Genomic DNA, 16,663 nt, shown 5'->3' with positions numbered 1-16,663 from the left:
TCGTAAGATGATGCGGTTCGAGCCGCTTTAAACCGTTTTACGCCCTCCGCAAGCCTTTACTTGCGGCCGGTGCTGACGATACGCATCGCGTAAATCACGCCGGTCAGTCCCGCGAGCACGAGAAACACCACGCTGAACGCGATCGCCGAGAGAGCCGTAGCCCCGCTCATGCCGTCAAAGACCATTCCGTTCACCTCCAAAAGAATAAACTATTGGATACCAATAAATACAAGCTATTAAAAAACTTCAACATAGACACGATGCGAATAAGAATAACGGAAAAAAGGTTCAGCGTCAAGACAAAAAAGGCTAAGAGAAGTTAAACGCCAGCAGAAAAATTTCACAAATTTTCAAGTCCCGATAAAAGATGCTTAGGCCGGCGCCGGCGTTCTCGTTCTGCGCTGCGGCCTCAAAAACAAAAAAGGCGGCCCCCCGGAAAAACGAGGCGCCGTCTTTTCGTCATGAACGGCGACGCCATACAATGCGTCGCCTCGAATTTATACTATTTCTTGATAAAAAGCATTACCATGGTTTACTGGGCGCTGCCTCGACGATTTTCGCCGGCTATTTTGCGCCGTCATCCGTCCCCCACTCCACCAACACCGTTCCCCACGATAAGCCAACGCCGAAACCGGACAACAGGACCTTCATGCCCGCTTTCAGCCGCCCCTGCTCCGCGCATTCCCCCAGCGCGATCGGAATCGTCGAAGAGACCGTGTTCCCCTTGTCTTCAAGGTTGATCACGAACTTGTCCTCGGGGAACCGCATTTCGTCGCGCGCTTGCTCCAGCAGAAGCCGGGACGCTTGATGGAAAACGATCAGGTCAAGATCCTCTTTTCTGATGCCGGCGCGCTCCAGGCAACGCTGCACCGAACCGGGAACTTCTCTCAAGGAGAACTCGAGCACCTTGCGGCCGTCCATGAGCACATTTTCCTGGCTGTGCGCGTTGCCGAAGCGGTTCACCCGCTCTGCGGCCGTGCTTTCCGAACGGGGCAGCGCCGTCTCCCCCGCTTCGATGATGATATCACGAAGCCCCGAGCCGTCGGTCCCGAGATCGAAACCGGTGACGCGATCGCGCCCGCTGACTTCCAGGAGCGTCGCCGTATAGCCGTCGCCGAAAATGGTGCGGATCGCCTTGTCCTGCTTGTTGACATAGCGCGTCACCTGATCGCCGGTGATCAGCAGCACGCGGTCGGCAATTCCGGCAGCGATACAGCCCTTGGCGATGGAGAGGCCGTACACGTAACCGGAACAGCCCAGTTCGTAGTCCACGGCGCCGCAGCTTTTCCGCAGCCCCAGCTTGTGATGAACCACGCACGCAGTGGCGGGCGCGATGTAATCGCGGGCCTCGCAGCAGACCACCAGCATGTCGATGCTGTCGCGGGAAACTGCCGGATGTTCGGCAAAGAACTTCTCGCCCGCCAAGGCCAGATAGTGGGACACCGGCTTGTCGGCGTCGGCAATATGGCGCCTGACGATGCCGGTTTTCTTATAAATTTTTTCGGGCGTCCACGTGCCGAATTCCCTGACCAGATCCTCGTTGGTCTCGAACCGTTCCGGCAGGCACCAGGAAATCCCTCCGATTGACATACCTCTGTTCATACGCTCACTTCCTCCTCTATCATAAAACGTTTCCGCCGCACAGACTTTATGACTTGGTTTTAATGGCTAGTAATAAATTTTAACTGATGCGGGGGCATTTCGCAACGCCATCTTAATTACATAATCCAACCGAGACTCTTTCGTCGGCACGGATCCCCAGTTTCGTACCGCGGCACAAAGAGAAACATTTTCATTGACAGGGCACGACAATTCTGCTACCGTTCTGGCCATACGAATTCGCCGTTTTTCCCGCGGCGTTTCCAATTTCGAGAAAAGAGGCGTCCTACGGTGGAATCACGGATAGAAGGACAGGCAGAAGAAAAGAAGCTCGGGCTTTTTTCGATCTTCATGATGATCTTCAAGATCAGCGCCTTTACGCTCGGCGGCGGCGCCGTGCTCATCGGCCTGATCCAGGAAGCGGTGAACCGCACGGGAGTCGTCCCCGAAGAAAAAACGGCCGACATGCTGGCGCTTTCGCTGGCCGCCCCCGGCGCGATGGGCATCAGCATGTCCTACCAGGCGGGGCTGGCGCTCGGCGGCCCCGCCGGCGCGGCGGCGGCCGTGTTTGGCATGGCGCTGCCGCCCTTCATCGCTATTCTCGTGCTCTCCAGCTGGCTGCTGGCGCACATGGGCTCGGGCTACATTTCCGCGTTCTTCAGCGGCGCCACGGCCGCCCTGGTGGTCGTGCTCGGGGCCATCGTCTGGAAGCTGGGCAAGAAGAACGCTCTCGTCAGCGTCAAGGACACGGTCATCTGCCTGCTGGTCGCCGCCGCGGTGCTGGTCTTCAAGGTCTCCGCGGTGTGGGGACTGATCGGCGGCACGATCGTCACGCTGATCGTCAACCTGCTTCTCGAGAAAGAAGGGGAAAAGGCATGACGGATCTGATCGTCCTGTTTTTCATCTTCGCCAAGGTCAGTCTGCTCACCTTTGGCGGCGGCCTGGCGTCGCTGCCGTTCCTTTACGAGGTCTTCGTCACCGAAAGAGCCTGGCTGACAGCCGGCGTGTTCAGCGAGACCGTCGCGCTCGCGCAGATGACGCCCGGCCCCATCATTCTCAATTCGGCCACGCTCCTGGGATACCGTTTTGCCGGTCTCGCCGGCTCCATCACCGGCACGGTGGCCGTCGTCGTCGCGCCGCTGCTGGTGGTGATGGCGCTGGTGTGGATCTTCGAGAACGCTTCCGGCACGGCGCGTCTCTGGGTCGACCGCATCCGCGTCGCCATGCGCCCCGTCGTGGTAGGGCTGCTGGCCGTGGCGCTGTGGACGGTGGCGCTGCCCGTGCTCCATCGCCGCGAGCTCTGGGCCTTTGCGGGACTGAGCGCCGCGCTCTACTTCGCCGTGCCGTTCCTGCGCAAGTATCCGCAGATTCTGCTGTTCGGCATGGCGCTGCTGGCCGTCGTCCTTTACGCCCTCGGCATGACGTCGCTCGCCGCGGCGTAACCTTTCGAAAAACTGCTCTCGCTTGAGAGACACGTGACGCGCGCTTAAAAACGTCCCGCTGAAAAGGCCGTTCGCACGCCGGGAAATCGTCCCGGTGCGCGAACGGCCTTTTGTCCTTTCGGTGTCTCCTCACGCCATCCGCTTTCGCGAAAGAGACGTAAACGATTTTACAATCTCTTTACGTGCCCAATATTTTCCCCTGACAAAGCGGCGTTATCCTCGAGGCACAAAATCGAAAGGAAAGAGGAGATAAAAAATGAGTGGAAAGAAAGTGGCGGCAGTTGTTCTGGCTATGAGCGTAAGCTGCGCGGCGGCGTTTGCCGCAACGAAAAGCGAGATCAGCGTCATTTCCCGCGAAGAAGGATCCGGCACGCGAGGAGCGTTCATCGAGCTCTTCGGCGTGCAGCAGAAAGACGCCGGCGGCAAAAAGGTCGACATGACGACCGACAACGCCGACATCACCAACAGCACCTCGGTCATGATGACGATGGTGGCCGGCAATCCCAGCGCCATCGGCTACGCGTCGATGGGCTCGCTCAAAAAAGCGGATGTAAAAGCTCTGGCTATCGGCGGCGCGGCGGCTACGGTCGAAAATATCCGCACGGGCGATTACAAGATCGCGCGTCCGTTCAACGTCGCTGCGAAAGGACAGCTCCGCCCCGCCGCGCAAGCTTTCCTCAACTTCATCATGAGCGCTCAGGGGCAGAAAGTCGTCGCCGATAACGGCTATATCGCCGTCAATGAAAAAGCGGTTCCTTTCGCCGCCAAGCGCGTTGTGGGCAAGGTGGTCGTCGCCGGTTCGTCCAGCATCACGCCAATCATGGAAAAGCTCAAGGAAGCCTATCTGCTTGTGAACCCCGCCGCCGAGATCGAAGTGCAGATGAGCGACTCCACGACCGGCATGACCTCGGCCATCTCCGGCATCTGCGACCTCGGCATGGCTTCGCGCGGCCTCAAGGAAAGCGAGCTGAAAGCCGGCCTGACTCCGATCGTGATCGCTATGGACGGCATCGCCGTGATCGTCAACAAGGCCAACGAGCTGGAGGGGCTGACCGTGGAACAGGTTCGCGATATCTATACGGGCAAAACCGAAAACTGGGAAGCTTTGAAATAAAACGATGACTCAGGCCAAAGAGAACGCTGCGAAGTGGATTTTCGCCGCGGCGGCGACGGCGTCGGTAATCGCCGTAGCGCTGATCTGCGTCTTCCTCTTCGCGGGCGGCATTCCCGGAATAATGAAGATCGGCGTCTGGGAGTTCCTTTCGGGAACTCGCTGGCGGCCGGGAAACGATATCTACGGAATCCTGCCCATGATTCTCGGATCGCTGTACGTCACCGCGGGAGCACTGCTTATCGGCGCTCCCGCCGGTTTATTGACGGCCGTCTATCTGTCGCGTTTCGCCTCGCCGCGCATGACGCGCATCCTGCGTCCGGCCGTCTCGCTGCTGGCGGGAATCCCGTCGGTCGTGTACGGATTCTGGGGCGTAACGACGATCGTACCGCTGATCCGCCGGTATTTCGGCGGCAGCGGTTCAAGTTTGCTGGCGGCGGCGCTGCTTCTGGGCATCATGATCCTGCCGACGATTATCGCCGTCAGCGAGGCGGCCCTGAACGCCGTGCCCCAGAGTTATTACGAGGGAGCGCTGGCGCTCGGGGCCACCCACGAACGCGCCGTGTTCAGCGTCGTGCTTCGCGCCGCCCGTTCCGGCGTGATCGCGGCGATGATCCTCGGCGTCGGACGCGCCGTCGGCGAGGCTATGGCAGTCATGATGGTCGCCGGCAACCGCGCCGTGATCCCCACAAGCCTGTTCCGCGGCGTACGCACGCTGACGAGCAACATCGTCATGGAAATGGGTTACGCCGCCGACCTGCACCGCGAGGCGCTGATCGCGACGGGTGTCGTGCTTTTCGCGTTCATTCTGACCATCAATCTCACCTTTTCCCTGCTGCGAAGGAGGTCGCAGGCGTGACAACAAACCGCTTGAAATCGCTGCTGACGAAATGCCTCGTTTACGCCGCCTCGCTCTTTACCGTCGCCGTGCTGCTGGTCATCGTCGCGGATATCCTGCGCCACGGCGTTCCACACCTGACACCGGATCTTTTCGCATGGAAGTACGATTCCGTCAACGTTTCGTTGACGCCGGCGCTGATCAACACGCTGTCAATGACGCTGCTGGCGCTTCTCGCCGCCGTTCCGGCCGGTCTTGGAGCCGCTATCTACCTGGCGGAGTACGCCGCGCGCGGGCGCTTTTTCGTGAAAGCGGTTCGCATCACGGCGGAAACGCTGTCGGGCATCCCCTCCATTATTTACGGGCTGTTCGGGCTGCTCTTTTTCGTCACGGCCTGCCGCATGGGCATCTCGCTGCTGGCGGGAGCGATGACGCTGGCGATGATGATTCTGCCGCTGGTCATGCGCACGGCGGAAGAAGCGCTGCGGGCCGTGCCCGACAGTTATCGCGAGGCCAGCTTCGGTCTCGGCGCGGGACGTCTGCGCACGGTGTTTTGCGTCGTGCTTCCGTCGGCTGTTCCCGGAATTCTCGCCGGCGTTATTCTCAGCATCGGACGCATCGTCGGCGAGACGGCGGCGCTGATTTACACGGCGGGTACAGTCGCCGAGGTTGCCTGCAGCGTTTTCGATTCGTCGCGCACGCTCGCCGTACACATGTACACGTTGTCCAGCGAAGGTTTGTACATGAACCAGACTTATGCCACCGCCGTTATGCTGCTGATCATCACCGCCGGCATCAACGCACTGTCCTCTTTTGCAGCAAGGAGATTCGTCCATGGCTCGGTTTGACGTCGAAAATCTCAATCTGCATTATGATAAATTCCACGCGCTGAAAAACGTTTCCCTTTCCATTCCCGAACGTCGGATCACGGCGTTCATCGGCCCTTCCGGCTGCGGCAAGAGCACGCTGATGAAAACTTTAAACCGTATGAACGATCTGGTTGAAGGCTGCCGAATCACCGGCAAAGTGCTTCTCGACGGCGAGGATATTTACGATACAATGGAGACGACGACGCTGCGCAAGCGCGTGGGCATGGTCTTTCAAAAGCCCAACCCTTTTCCGATGAGCGTTTTCGACAACGTCGCCTACGGGCCGCGCACTCACGGCGTTCGCAGCCGCGCCCGCCTCGAAGCCGTGGTCGAGAAATCCCTCCGCGACGCCGCCATCTGGGACGAACTGAAAGACCGTCTCAGATCCAGCGCGCTTGGCCTTTCCGGCGGCCAGCAGCAGCGCCTCTGCATCGCCCGGGCTTTGGCGGTGGAACCGGAGGTGCTGCTGATGGACGAGTCCACCAGCGCCCTCGACCCGCTTTCCACAGCCAGGATCGAAGATCTCGTCACGACGCTAAAGGAAAAATACACGATCGTCATGGTGACGCACAACATGCAGCAGGCGGCGCGCGTCTCGGACACAACGGCGTTTTTCCTGCTCGGAGAGATCGTCGAGTACGACGAGACCGATCGCCTCTTTTCCAATCCTCGGGACAAGCGGACCGAAGATTACATTACGGGAAGGTTTGGTTAAAATGAGAAGCCGATTTGACAAGCAGCTGAACCAGCTCAACAACAATCTGCTGGAAATGGGAGCCCTGACGGAACAGGCGATCGAAAGCGCCGTCCGGGCGCTGTCCGAGCAGGACGAGAACGCCGCCAGAGGGGCGATTGAGCTTGAACGGGAAATCGATTCTCAGGAGCGCGCCGTCGAGTCGCTCTGTCTCAAACTCCTGCTCGAACAGCAGCCCGTCGCCGGAGATCTGCGTCTGATCTCCGCGGCGCTGAAAATGATCACCGATCTGGAACGCATCGGCGACCAGGCGGCGGATATCGCGGAAATCATCCTGCGCCTGCGCGGGCAGAGTTACATCAAACCGCTGATTCATTTGCCGCAGATGGCCGCCAGGACCATCGAAATGGTTACCGGCAGCATCGACGCCCTCGTGCAGAAAGATCTCGAAAAAACGAAGAGCATCTTCGAGCTCGACGATCTGGTCGACGAACTTTTCCGCATCGTCAAGAACGAGCTGGTGGAACTGATCCGCAAAGACGCCTCCTGCAGCGAGCAGGCCATCGACCTGCTCATGATCGCCAAGTATTTCGAGCGGATCGGCGACCACGCGCAAAACATCGCCGAATGGGTGGAGTTCTCCCTCACGGGCGTCCATAAAAACGGAGAGAAAGAATGATCTATTACGTTGAAGATGATTCGGGCATCCGCGAACTGGTGGTCTACACGCTCAACCAGACGGGGCTCGAAGCCCGCGGCTTTGCGGAAAGTCAGGCGTTCTACGCCGCCTGCGCCGAACGGAAGCCCGATCTGATCCTGCTCGACATCATGCTGCCGCGCGAGGACGGCCTGAGCATCCTCAAACGCATCCGTCAGGACGCTTCGCTGAAAAGCGTCCCGACGGTCATGGTCACCGCCAAAGGTTCCGAATACGATAAGGTGCGGGGACTCGACCTGGGCGCCGACGATTACATCGCCAAACCTTTCGGCATGATGGAGCTGGTGGCGCGGGTCAAAGCCCGCCTCCGTGCGGCAGGCGGAGAAAAGGACGCATCCGTCCTCAGCTGCGGCGCGCTGAAACTGGACAGCCGGCGCCACGAAGTTACGGCCGGCGGCCGCCCGGTCGCGCTGACGTTGAAAGAATTCACCCTGCTGGAACTGCTGATGCGGCATCCCGGCGTGGCCTTCACGCGCGAACAGCTTCTGGAACGCAACTGGGATTACAGTTACGAGGGCGGCACGCGCACCGTGGACGTGCACGTCCAGACGCTGCGCGGCAAACTCGGCGACTGCGCTGCGCTGATCCAGACGGTGCGCGGCGTGGGATACAAACTGGGAGGTTGACGAATGCAGCGGCGAATTTTCTGGAGCATTTTTCTCACCGCGCTGGCCGCAGTCTTCATCGTCGGGCTGTTTACGGCCCGGGCCTCCTACAAAAGCATCGACGCGCGCGCGGCCGAAGAGCTCCGCGCCGAAGCCCGATCCGCGGCCGCGACGCTGCCGCTTCTGCGCAACGCCGAAGAATATCTGAGCGCGTTGCCCGACAGCCGCCGCGTCACGCTCATCTCCGCCGACGGGCAGGTCCTTTACGACAATCACGCGCCCAGCGGCGCAATGGAAAATCACCGCGCCCGCCCCGAGGTACAGGAAGCGCTTCGCAGCGGCCGCGGCGAAAGCTATCGCTATTCAAACACGCTCACGGAAAAAACGCATTACTGCGCCGTCCGCTTGGACGACGGGCGTATTCTGCGCGTCGCCGTCACCCGCAGCACGATCGCCGGACTGGCGCGCCGTCTCATGCTGCCGCTTTCTCTCGCCGCAGCCCTGACCGCGCTGCTGGCGCTGTTTCTTTCGCGCGCTCTGGCCCGCGGCATCACCGCTCCGATCAGCCGGCTCAACCTCGCCGAGCCGCTGGAAAACGACGCTTACGACGAGCTGACGCCGCTTCTGCTCCGCCTTGAAAATCAGAACGAGACGCTGCGCAATCAGCTTGACGAACTGGAAAACCAACGCCGCGAACTGGCCGCCATCACGGAAAACATGCGCGAAGGGCTGCTCCACATCGACAAAGAAGGAACGGTGCTGGCCATCAATCGTAGCGCCGCGAGAATTTTCGCGGTCGATCCCGCTCAATACGTCGGTCAGAACATCCTCCTCGTCAGCCGCAGCGCCGAACTGCACAGCGTCGTTCAGGCCGCGCAGGCGGGGCGCAGCGGCGAAGCGCTGCTCGAGGTCAACGGCCGCGTTTATCGTCTTCTCTCCACGCCCGTGACCGTCGCCGGCGAACAAAAACAAGCGGGCATGGTCGTGCTGCTGCTCGACGTCACGGCCCGCCAGCAGGCGGAACGACAGCGCCGGGAATTCACCGCCAACGTGTCGCACGAACTGCGCACGCCGCTCACATCCATCGCCGGTTACTCCGAAATCATGGCCTCGGGACTCGCCAAACCGGAAGACCTGCGCGGCTTCGCCGAAAAAATCCACGGCGAAGCCAGCCGCCTGATCGCGCTGGTCAACGACATCATGGAGCTGTCGAAGCTCGACGAGAAAGCGGCTCTGCCGCCCCGAGAAAACGTCGACCTCTTCGAGCTCTGCGAAAAAATTTTGTCGCGACTCGCCCCTTCGGCCGAAGCGCGAAACGTGCTGATCGAACTGACAGGCTGTCATGCCTGCGTTTGGGGCATTCGTCCCCTGCTCGACGAGATGGCGTTCAACCTGATCGAAAACGCCGTCAAGTACAACAGAGAGGGAGGCTCCGTTCTCGTCGACGTTGCCGAAGGGAACGAAAACGTCGCGCTGACCGTGCAGGACACGGGCATCGGCATCCCGCCGGAACATCAGGACCGCGTCTTCGAGCGTTTCTACCGCGTGGACAAGAGCCACAGCAAGGAAACCGGCGGCACCGGCCTGGGGCTGGCCATCGTCAAACACGCCGCCGCGGTTCACGGCGCGTCCGTGGAGCTGACCAGCACGCCCGGTTCGGGCAGCCGTTTCACCGTGATTTTCGACAAAGAATTTCACGGGTTCGCCTAGGAAAAAGCGAATGGGGAAGCCGGAGCGTCCGGCTTCTCCATTCGCTTTTTTATAAAACGGCGCGTTCCATGCCGCGGCGCACGGCTTCCCACAGCGCCAGAGTCCGTTCGTCCCGCAGCGGCGGGGCGGGCAGCTCGGCGCGCGCGAAGACTTTCATGAAGATCTCGCTGTCGCCGTCCGGCCTCCAGCGGCGCGCGACGCCGCAGCGGAAAAATCCGAGGGCGCGCAGCCTCTCGCGATCTTCCGCGCTCGGCGGCGGCATAAAAAGCTCCAACGTTTTGCCTTCGCGGCACAGCCGTTCGAGAGCGTCGAACAGTCCGCGCCCGACGCGGGCGGCGTCGATCCTTTGTGTCAGCGCGCCGTCTGCCGCCGCATACGCCGCGGTCAGCGAGCCGTTTTCGTTCAGTCCGCCGCGAACGGGCTCCAACTCTTTGAACAAAAAGGTCTGGGCGGCGCGCGCCTCCGCGGCCGGTTCCGCCGCCGTCAGCGCGAATCCGCCCCCGGCCAGCAACCGGTTGGACGGACTGTTCGCTTCGATCTGGGCGTAAACGGCGTCGGCCAGATCCCGTTCGAACAGCAGCCGTTCGCCCAGTTCCTCCATGGCGCGCGCCAGCCCCAGCCCGCGCGCTTCGGGCGCGACCATGCGGCGGTAGGTGCGGAACAGCCGACGGTTGGAACTTCCTTCGGCGCGGAATCCCGTCATGCCCGCAAGGCGTCCGCCCCGGCGCGCCGCGACGAGGAACAGACCGTCGTCGACCATGCGCGCGATCGCCGACGGCTCGTAAAAGCGCCAGTCATAGTTTTCTCCGTACACCGACCGTACCAGAGCGGGGATCTCGCGCTCGTCGCCCGCCCGGAACGGCATGATCTCCGTTTCGCCGCGCGTCATCCTCATCCGGCCGCTCCCTTTCTTTTTTACGGCTCCGTCGCCAGTCTTTTCACGACCAGCGAGTTCCAGTTCAGCAGCGTCAGAAGCCGTTTCGCCGCGGCGGCGGTCTGCTCCTCCGAGCCGCCGCGCAGTACGATCTCGGCGTCGGAAGTGATCCCCGCGCGTTTGAGCCGCGCGGCGGCCTCGGAGCTTTCGAGCTGCGCCGGCGTCAGAAAGACTTCGTAAGCCGCCGTCTGTCCGCCCCCCGGAGACGCGCCGCGCAAATCCACGACGAAGAAGTCTTTCCGTCCGGCGCGCTCCGCCACGTACCGCGCCGTGACCGTTTCGACGTTTTCCATTTTCCGCATTTTCACGGCGTGGTCGGCGCGCCACCCGAAGCCCATGAAAACGCCCGCGACGGCCATCAGGAACACGCTCTTTCTCATGGTGCGCTCATCCCTTCGCAAAAACTGGGTTTATTGTACAGAAAAGAGCGCGCGTGCGCAAACCGTTTTCGCCGTAAAATTTCCGCAAAAAAAGATCGTTCGGAACGGGCTCGATTCCGAACGATCGTTTCTATTCAACGGTGACGCTCTTTGCCAGGTTGCGCGGCTGATCGATGTCGCAGCCGCGCAGCAGCGCGGATTCGTAAGCGAAGATCTGCAGCGGCAGAACCGTCAGGAAAGGCGTCAATTCGGCTTCGGTCGCCGGCACCTTGATCGTCCCCGCCACATCGTTCACGTCGGGGACGTTTTCCGTGGTGACGATGATCACCGGCGCCTTTCTGGCGCGCGTTTCCTCCACGTTGGAAAGCGTCTTTTCCAGCAGCTCGTCCGCCGGGGCGACGACGACGACCGGGAGTTCTTCATCGAGCAGAGCGATGGGACCGTGTTTCATCTCCCCGGCGGCATACGCCTCCGCATGAACGTAGGAGATCTCTTTCAGCTTCAAAGCGCCTTCCATGGCCACCGGATACGAGACGCCTCTTCCCAGGAACAGAAAATCCCGCGCTGTGCCGAACTTGCGGGCCAAAGAGCGGATGACGTCTTTCAAAAGTAGCGTCTGTTCGACCTTGTACGGCAGATCCTTCATCGCTTCGGCGAGGCGCTCTTCGTCCGCGCCGGGCAGTTCGCCGCGAAGTTTGGCCAGATACAGCCCGGCCAAAATCAGCACCGCCATCTGCGCCGTGAACGTCTTCGTCGCCGCCACGCCGATTTCGATGCCGGCGTTCAGACGGATCACGTCGTCCACTTCGCGCGCGATCGACGAATTGGGCGCGTTGGTCGCGGCGACGGTGTAGGCGCCCAACGCCTTTACATGCCGAAGCGCCTCGAGCGTGTCGAGCGTTTCTCCCGACTGGGACACGAAAACCGCCATGGTATCCCCGCCGGCTCTAAGCGGCCGGTAACGGTATTCGGAAGCGATGTCGACGCGGATGTCGACCTTCAGATATTTCTCCAACACCCGCTGCGCGACGGTCGCGGCATAGAAGGACGTGCCGCAGGCGACGAGATCCAGCCGCTTGAATGCCCTGGCTTTTTCAGGCGTGATCCCCCATTCGCCGCTGAGGTCGATCAGGTCGCTTGCGGTGCGGCCAAAAAGCGCGCGACGCAGGACGGAGCCCTGCTCGTTGATTTCTTTCAACATGAAATGCGGGTAACCGGCTTTGTCGATCATCGCCGCGTCCACGTCTACGGAAACAGTGCGGCGCTGATGCGCAACGCCGTCAAGATCCCAGAACTCGGCGCCCGACGCGCTCAGACGACAGATCTCGCCTTCGTTCAAAAAGATCACTTTGTCCGCATGCTCGACGATCGCCGGCACGTCCGACGCGCAATACGCTTCGCCGTTTCCCAGCGCGACGACCAGCGGCGCGCCTTTTCTCACGCAGTAGAGCTCGTTCGGACGGTCGCCGAAAACAAGCACAAAGGCAAACGCTCCGCGGCACTTCTTGAAAAGCCGGCACAGAGCTTTGACAGGCTCTCCGTCATAGAGCCGGGCAAGAAGCTGCGCCGCAACTTCCGTATCCGTCTCCGAGCTGAAGTGCACGTTCCGGGCGACGAGTTCGTCGCGAAGTTCCTTGTAGTTTTCGATGATTCCATTATGGACGAGAACCACCGAATGCTTTTCATCGGTATGAGGATGGGCGTTCGCCGTCGTCACGCCGCCATGAGTGGCCCAACGGGTATGCCCGATGCCCACGTTTCCCTTCAGCCCGTCGGCGCCGACAAGTTCTTTGAGCTTCGCCACCTTGCCCACGGTTTTGACCGTCTTGAAGACGCCCTTCTCGCAGACGGCAATTCCCGCAGAGTCGTAGCCGCGATATTCAAGGCGCTCTAGCCCTTGAACGATAATCTCGCAGGCATTCTTGCCGCCGACATAACCAACAATTCCACACATACTGAGCAACCTCCTCAGCATTGAAGGGCCTCTGCCGTTTGTATCCGGGTCACCCCGGGGTTTTGTGACAGAGGTTCATGGCTCCCCTTCGCCCGCCACGAAAGCATCCGCCGAATGGTTCGATCGCTTTCGTCCTCGTCGACTGTCGCCGCTGAATGAGAAACGGTTCAGTCCTGGCGCTTCCGCTCGTACGCTCCTCCCGGCGTTTATCTTATCACAAAAATGGGGAGGATTGAACCGTACGGTTCAGTCCTCCCCATGCGACGAGCGCGGCGAACTCTAAAGAGCGCGGATCATCGCGCCGAACTTCTTCGACAGCGACGCGAGCGTACCGCGGTCCTTGCATTCCACCAGCAGACGGATCAGCGGTTCCGTCCCCGAAGAACGCAAAAATACGCGGCCGTTCGTCCCCAACTCGCGATTCGTCTGTTCGATGGCATTTCTCAAGTCCGCGTCCTGCATAACCTTATCCCGGTCCGAGACGGTGATGTTCGTCAATTCCTGCGGGAACGGATCGAAACGTTCCGCCAGCGTTTCAGGCACTTCCCCCAACTCGCGGCACGCGCGCAGGAAAGCGAAGCCCGTGCAGAGTCCGTCGCCCGTCCTCACGTAATGGTCGATGATCACGTGCCCGGATTGTTCGCCGCCCAGTCCGGAAGCCGTGCTTTTCATCATGTCAAGGACATACCGGTCGCCCACGGCACAGCGGAAAACCTGAATTCCCTCCTTGCGCAGGTGATTTTCCAGAATGCCGTTGCTCATCACCGTCGCGACGACGCCGCTGCCGAGAATGCCTTCTCGCTGCAGCCAGCGCGCCAGGACCCAGAGCACGATGTCGCCGTTGATGACCGCGCCCCGCCGGTCGACCAGCAGGACGCGATCGGCGTCTCCGTCGTAAGCGATGCCGACGTCGGCGTCATTTGCCCGCACCGCCTCGGTCAAAGCCTCCAAATGCATGACGCCGTTTTTCTCGTTGATGTTCAGTCCGTCGGGTTCGGCGCCAATCAGCACGCTCTCGCACTCAAGCTTTTGCGCGATCAGCGGAATGACTGTCGAAGCGGCGCCGTTGGCGCAGTCGAAGACGACTTTCATGCCGGCAAGGCGATCGCTGTCGAGGACCTGGAGCACGCGGTCGGCGTACATGATCGCAAAGCCTTCTTCCGAAGCCATCTCGCCGATGGAAGCTCCGGACGGACGCCAGTCGTCGATCAGGTCGTCCCCAAGATAGTCCTCAATCTCCAGCTCTTCGCTGTCGCGCAGCTTTTGTCCCTCGCCGCTGAGAAATTTGATGCCGTTGTATTCCGGCGGATTATGGGAAGCGCTGATGACCGCTCCGCCCTGCGCCTTGAAGAAAAGGACGCCGTAGCTTACGGCCGGCGTCGGGATGACGCCCAGCAAAATAACCTCGGCTCCCGCCGACATCATCCCCGCCACAAGCGCCGATTCCAGCATTCTGCCCGAACGCCGCGTGTCGCGCCCGACCACGATCTTGGGACGCGGCGTGCCGCGCTGAATCAAAAACAGGACATACGCCCTCCCCAGACGGAGCGCCATTTCCGGAGTCATAGATCCCCTGTTGGCAATGTCGCGCACCCCATCGGTGCCGAACAGACAGCGGCAACGCGGCGCCGATGTGCTTTTAACATCCATTCGTTTTTCCTCCCTCGGAGCAGATTATTGAGACTGCCGCGTCACCTTTACGGTTAACGGTTCGACGCCGACCGATTCGACTCCGGCGATTTCTTTTCGCTTCAGATGGACCGGCAGGCGCATCGACGGAGCGACGATATTGGAAACGTCGACGAACGCCGTCAGTTCAAGATCTTCCAGCGTCAAGTCCTGCAAAACGCCGGCGGTTCCCTCGACATACACGGTCACCGTCGCCGGCTCAACGGCCCAGCGCGCATCAGCGGACGCTCCCGTCACCGAAACGGGGATCTCTTCATAGTCGCGGGTATCGTTCAGCGTTTTCACCTCCACGTTCACCGTCACGGCCGGAGAAGAAAGCAGCGACAGGCCGGCGGGGACCTCCGCGATCTTCGTCTGTATGGAAGCGCTCTTGGAAAGTCGCGCCAGGTTGATCGGCTCTGTATAAAGCTTGGCAACTTGAGCGAACGCTTCCGCCCTCCCTTCGACGAGAATGGCCTCGGGAACCGCTTTCGCGGAAAGGAGGCGAAGGCTTGGCGGCAGGGTGCCGCGAGTCCTCACTTCCACGGGGAGTTCTTTGCGCGGTATTCCCTGATAGTAGGTTGCGGACACGGTCACGTCGGCAGGCGAGAAATCCAGCGCCACCCCGCTGGGGGATCTGAGCGGGATGCGCCAGGCGCCGCCGCGGAAAAGTTCCTCCAACGTCGGCCGCACGGAAATTTCGTAGATCGAGGAGAGCTGATCTTCGCGTCCATGAGCCATCACCACGCCTGGATCCGCTGCGGCGCCGTCCATGACGTATCCTTCCGGCATGTTCTCCGGGGGCAGGATCTTGACCTTGAGCTCTTTGTCGATCATGCGCGCCAGCTCGATTTCGACGTCCTTGGGAACGATCTGCGCCACGTTCATACGAGACGGCGCTTTGAAATGAATGGGCACGGTATGACGCCCGGCGCTCAGATCTTTCAGATCGACTTCGGAGGTGAGCTGGGAGTTTTGCAGGACGTTCATCGCCCGACGCTCGCCGTTCAACGTGACGACAACCGTCCTCACGGAAGGGAAAAGCGCGAGGTCCGCAGGGGGGTTCAAAAAATCGAGGCGCACTTCATACGTCTTGGCAATTTCCTCGTTGCGATTGCCGACGACGTAGAACCACAAAACAAACGAGAGGATCAACGAAACAACCACCAGGAAACTTCTGGAAGAAAGCCAATCGTCAAGACGGACACGCTGATTCTTTTTCATCGCCAATCACCTAATCGTTGCCGCCAAAAGAGCGCAGCTCTTCCTTGAGACTTTCCAGAACGCCCTGCTGCTCCTGATCCTGCCCGGAAAAATAGTGGACAAGATATTTTTTCAGCTGCGACTCTTTCAAATTTCTCGAGATTCTTCCGCCGATCGCCAGCGAGATCTCGCCGCGTTCCTCGGAAACGATCAACGACACCGCGTCGGAGACTTCGGTCACGCCGATCGCGGCGCGATGCCGCGTTCCCAGCCAGCGGGACAGATCCGCATTTTCCGTGAGAGGCAGATAGCACCCGGCGGAAATGATCTGCTCCGTGTCGATGATCGTGGCCCCGTCATGAAGCGGGTTGTTCGGCCAGAAAATGGCGATGATCAGCTCTTGAGTGATATCCGCGTTGAGGAGCACGGCGTTCCGCCAGTAATCCTTCAGCCCCGTTCCCCTCTGCAGGACGATCAGCGCGCCGATTTTATGCGCGCAGCAATACATCAGCGCCTTCGAGACTTCGTCGGCGACGACTTCAGCCCGTTTCAACGCTTTGCTCCGCCGCCACATGCTGCCGCGGCCAAGCTCTTCGAGGATGCGACGCAGTTCGGGCTGAAAAATGATCGGCACGATGATGAGCAGCGCGCTGAATCCTTGGGTCAAGATCCATGAAAAAGTATCCAGATTGAGCCAGCGCGCGGCAAAAGAGAGAACAACAAGCAGGAAAAGGCCCTTGACCAGCTGTATCGCTCGTGTCCCGACCAGAAGACTGAGCGTCTTATAAATAATATAGGTTACCAGTGCTATATCGATGACATCCTGCCATCTGAAAAATTTCAGCACGCCTACGGACAAGAACAACACTCCTTTTCCGGCTCATTTTTGTGATATTTTTGGAAGAACCGCTAAATCATATCACACAACCCGTCGCAAA

Annotated in this window: 17 protein-coding genes; 9 read left to right on the top strand and 8 right to left on the bottom strand. The window is 60.3% G+C overall.

Annotated features, from left to right (window positions below):
* Positions 1-56: 56 nt before the first annotated feature.
* Both D7D26_RS12710 and D7D26_RS00660 read right to left on the bottom strand, forming a co-directional pair.
* A complete protein-coding gene (locus D7D26_RS12710) occupies positions 57-185 on the bottom strand; it encodes a hypothetical protein (RefSeq protein ID WP_255415953.1) in 129 nt (42 codons plus the stop codon).
* A gap of 379 nt (positions 186-564) precedes the next feature.
* Entirely contained in the window at positions 565-1,602 is a 1,038-nt protein-coding gene (locus tag D7D26_RS00660) for a 3-oxoacyl-ACP synthase III family protein (protein ID WP_120371632.1), read from the bottom strand.
* A gap of 288 nt (positions 1,603-1,890) precedes the next feature.
* On the opposite strand from D7D26_RS00660, the gene D7D26_RS00655 reads away from it, so the two are divergent.
* From D7D26_RS00655 to D7D26_RS00615, 9 genes are all read left to right on the top strand, one after another.
* Complete coding sequence (locus tag D7D26_RS00655; protein WP_078015126.1) at positions 1,891-2,478, top strand: chromate transporter; 588 nt, start codon at positions 1,891-1,893, stop codon at positions 2,476-2,478.
* Positions 2,475-3,041 carry a chromate transporter gene (locus D7D26_RS00650; protein WP_199674628.1) on the top strand — a complete coding sequence of 189 codons (567 nt, stop codon included), beginning with the start codon at positions 2,475-2,477 and terminating at the stop codon, positions 3,039-3,041. Before D7D26_RS00655 ends, D7D26_RS00650 begins: the two co-directional genes overlap by 4 nt.
* 256 nt (positions 3,042-3,297) lie before the next feature.
* Positions 3,298-4,155, top strand: a complete 858-nt coding sequence (locus tag D7D26_RS00645; protein WP_078015127.1) for a substrate-binding domain-containing protein — start codon at positions 3,298-3,300, stop codon at positions 4,153-4,155.
* Positions 4,156-4,159: 4 nt separating this feature from the next.
* Positions 4,160-5,011 carry a phosphate ABC transporter permease subunit PstC gene (gene pstC / locus D7D26_RS00640; RefSeq protein ID WP_120371631.1) on the top strand — a complete coding sequence of 284 codons (852 nt, stop codon included), beginning with the start codon at positions 4,160-4,162 and terminating at the stop codon, positions 5,009-5,011.
* Complete coding sequence (pstA, locus tag D7D26_RS00635) at positions 5,008-5,838, top strand: phosphate ABC transporter permease PstA (protein ID WP_199674626.1); 831 nt, start codon at positions 5,008-5,010, stop codon at positions 5,836-5,838. Before pstC ends, pstA begins: the two co-directional genes overlap by 4 nt.
* Complete coding sequence (pstB, locus tag D7D26_RS00630; RefSeq protein WP_078015129.1) at positions 5,825-6,574, top strand: phosphate ABC transporter ATP-binding protein PstB; 750 nt, start codon at positions 5,825-5,827, stop codon at positions 6,572-6,574. The genes pstA and pstB overlap by 14 nt, the downstream gene beginning before the upstream one ends.
* A 1-nt stretch (position 6,575) precedes the next feature.
* Entirely contained in the window at positions 6,576-7,232 is a 657-nt protein-coding gene (gene phoU / locus D7D26_RS00625; RefSeq protein ID WP_120371630.1) for a phosphate signaling complex protein PhoU, read from the top strand.
* Positions 7,229-7,897 (top strand): winged helix-turn-helix domain-containing protein, encoded by a 669-nt coding sequence (locus D7D26_RS00620; protein WP_078015131.1) that lies wholly within the window; start codon positions 7,229-7,231, stop codon positions 7,895-7,897. Before phoU ends, D7D26_RS00620 begins: the two co-directional genes overlap by 4 nt.
* A gap of 3 nt (positions 7,898-7,900) precedes the next feature.
* Positions 7,901-9,586: a sensor histidine kinase gene (locus tag D7D26_RS00615; protein WP_120371629.1), complete on the top strand. Its 1,686-nt coding sequence runs from the start codon at positions 7,901-7,903 to the stop codon at positions 9,584-9,586.
* Positions 9,587-9,635: 49 nt separating this feature from the next.
* Here D7D26_RS00615 and D7D26_RS00610 read toward each other — a convergent pair whose 3' ends face one another.
* The 6 genes from D7D26_RS00610 to cdaA form a co-directional block, all read right to left on the bottom strand.
* On the bottom strand, positions 9,636-10,475 hold the full coding sequence (locus tag D7D26_RS00610) for a GNAT family N-acetyltransferase (protein WP_233543414.1): 840 nt from the start codon (positions 10,473-10,475) through the stop codon (positions 9,636-9,638).
* Positions 10,476-10,501: 26 nt separating this feature from the next.
* Complete coding sequence (locus D7D26_RS00605) at positions 10,502-10,900, bottom strand: hypothetical protein (RefSeq protein WP_120371627.1); 399 nt, start codon at positions 10,898-10,900, stop codon at positions 10,502-10,504.
* Positions 10,901-11,030: 130 nt separating this feature from the next.
* Positions 11,031-12,854 carry a glutamine--fructose-6-phosphate transaminase (isomerizing) gene (gene glmS, locus D7D26_RS00600; protein WP_120371626.1) on the bottom strand — a complete coding sequence of 608 codons (1,824 nt, stop codon included), beginning with the start codon at positions 12,852-12,854 and terminating at the stop codon, positions 11,031-11,033.
* 279 nt (positions 12,855-13,133) lie between these two features.
* Positions 13,134-14,504: a phosphoglucosamine mutase gene (glmM, locus tag D7D26_RS00595; protein ID WP_078015136.1), complete on the bottom strand. Its 1,371-nt coding sequence runs from the start codon at positions 14,502-14,504 to the stop codon at positions 13,134-13,136.
* Between the two features lie 24 nt (positions 14,505-14,528).
* The gene (locus tag D7D26_RS00590) at positions 14,529-15,746 is read right to left on the bottom strand and encodes a CdaR family protein (RefSeq protein WP_143521666.1); all 1,218 of its coding nucleotides are present in this window, start codon (positions 15,744-15,746) and stop codon (positions 14,529-14,531) included.
* A 10-nt stretch (positions 15,747-15,756) separates the two neighbouring features.
* Complete coding sequence (gene cdaA / locus D7D26_RS00585; protein ID WP_078015138.1) at positions 15,757-16,584, bottom strand: diadenylate cyclase CdaA; 828 nt, start codon at positions 16,582-16,584, stop codon at positions 15,757-15,759.
* Between the last annotated feature and the right edge of the window lie 79 nt (positions 16,585-16,663).

Origin of the sequence: Pyramidobacter sp. CG50-2 (assembly GCF_003612005.1) — a bacterium.
Lineage (GTDB): Bacteria > Synergistota > Synergistia > Synergistales > Dethiosulfovibrionaceae > Pyramidobacter.
The sequence above is the reverse complement of the archived record's forward strand: the minus strand, read 5'-3'. Positions and strand labels throughout refer to the sequence as shown.

Excerpts from the sequence above, each read along its gene's own strand:
- D7D26_RS00660 (WP_120371632.1), bottom strand. The coding sequence starts at position 1,602 with ATGAACAGAGGTATGTCAATCGGAGGGATTTCCTGGTGCCTGCCGGAA.
- pstB (WP_078015129.1), top strand. The coding sequence starts at position 5,825 with ATGGCTCGGTTTGACGTCGAAAATCTCAATCTGCATTATGATAAATTC.
- phoU (WP_120371630.1), top strand. The coding sequence starts at position 6,576 with ATGAGAAGCCGATTTGACAAGCAGCTGAACCAGCTCAACAACAATCTG.
- pstC (WP_120371631.1), top strand. The coding sequence starts at position 4,160 with ATGACTCAGGCCAAAGAGAACGCTGCGAAGTGGATTTTCGCCGCGGCG.
- D7D26_RS00610 (WP_233543414.1), bottom strand. The coding sequence starts at position 10,475 with ATGACGCGCGGCGAAACGGAGATCATGCCGTTCCGGGCGGGCGACGAG.
- D7D26_RS12710 (WP_255415953.1), bottom strand. The coding sequence starts at position 185 with ATGGTCTTTGACGGCATGAGCGGGGCTACGGCTCTCTCGGCGATCGCG.
- D7D26_RS00620 (WP_078015131.1), top strand. The coding sequence starts at position 7,229 with ATGATCTATTACGTTGAAGATGATTCGGGCATCCGCGAACTGGTGGTC.
- D7D26_RS00650 (WP_199674628.1), top strand. The coding sequence starts at position 2,475 with ATGACGGATCTGATCGTCCTGTTTTTCATCTTCGCCAAGGTCAGTCTG.
- D7D26_RS00590 (WP_143521666.1), bottom strand. The coding sequence starts at position 15,746 with ATGAAAAAGAATCAGCGTGTCCGTCTTGACGATTGGCTTTCTTCCAGA.
- D7D26_RS00615 (WP_120371629.1), top strand. The coding sequence starts at position 7,901 with ATGCAGCGGCGAATTTTCTGGAGCATTTTTCTCACCGCGCTGGCCGCA.
- D7D26_RS00645 (WP_078015127.1), top strand. The coding sequence starts at position 3,298 with ATGAGTGGAAAGAAAGTGGCGGCAGTTGTTCTGGCTATGAGCGTAAGC.
- glmS (WP_120371626.1), bottom strand. The coding sequence starts at position 12,854 with ATGTGTGGAATTGTTGGTTATGTCGGCGGCAAGAATGCCTGCGAGATT.
- D7D26_RS00605 (WP_120371627.1), bottom strand. The coding sequence starts at position 10,900 with ATGAGAAAGAGCGTGTTCCTGATGGCCGTCGCGGGCGTTTTCATGGGC.
- glmM (WP_078015136.1), bottom strand. The coding sequence starts at position 14,504 with ATGGATGTTAAAAGCACATCGGCGCCGCGTTGCCGCTGTCTGTTCGGC.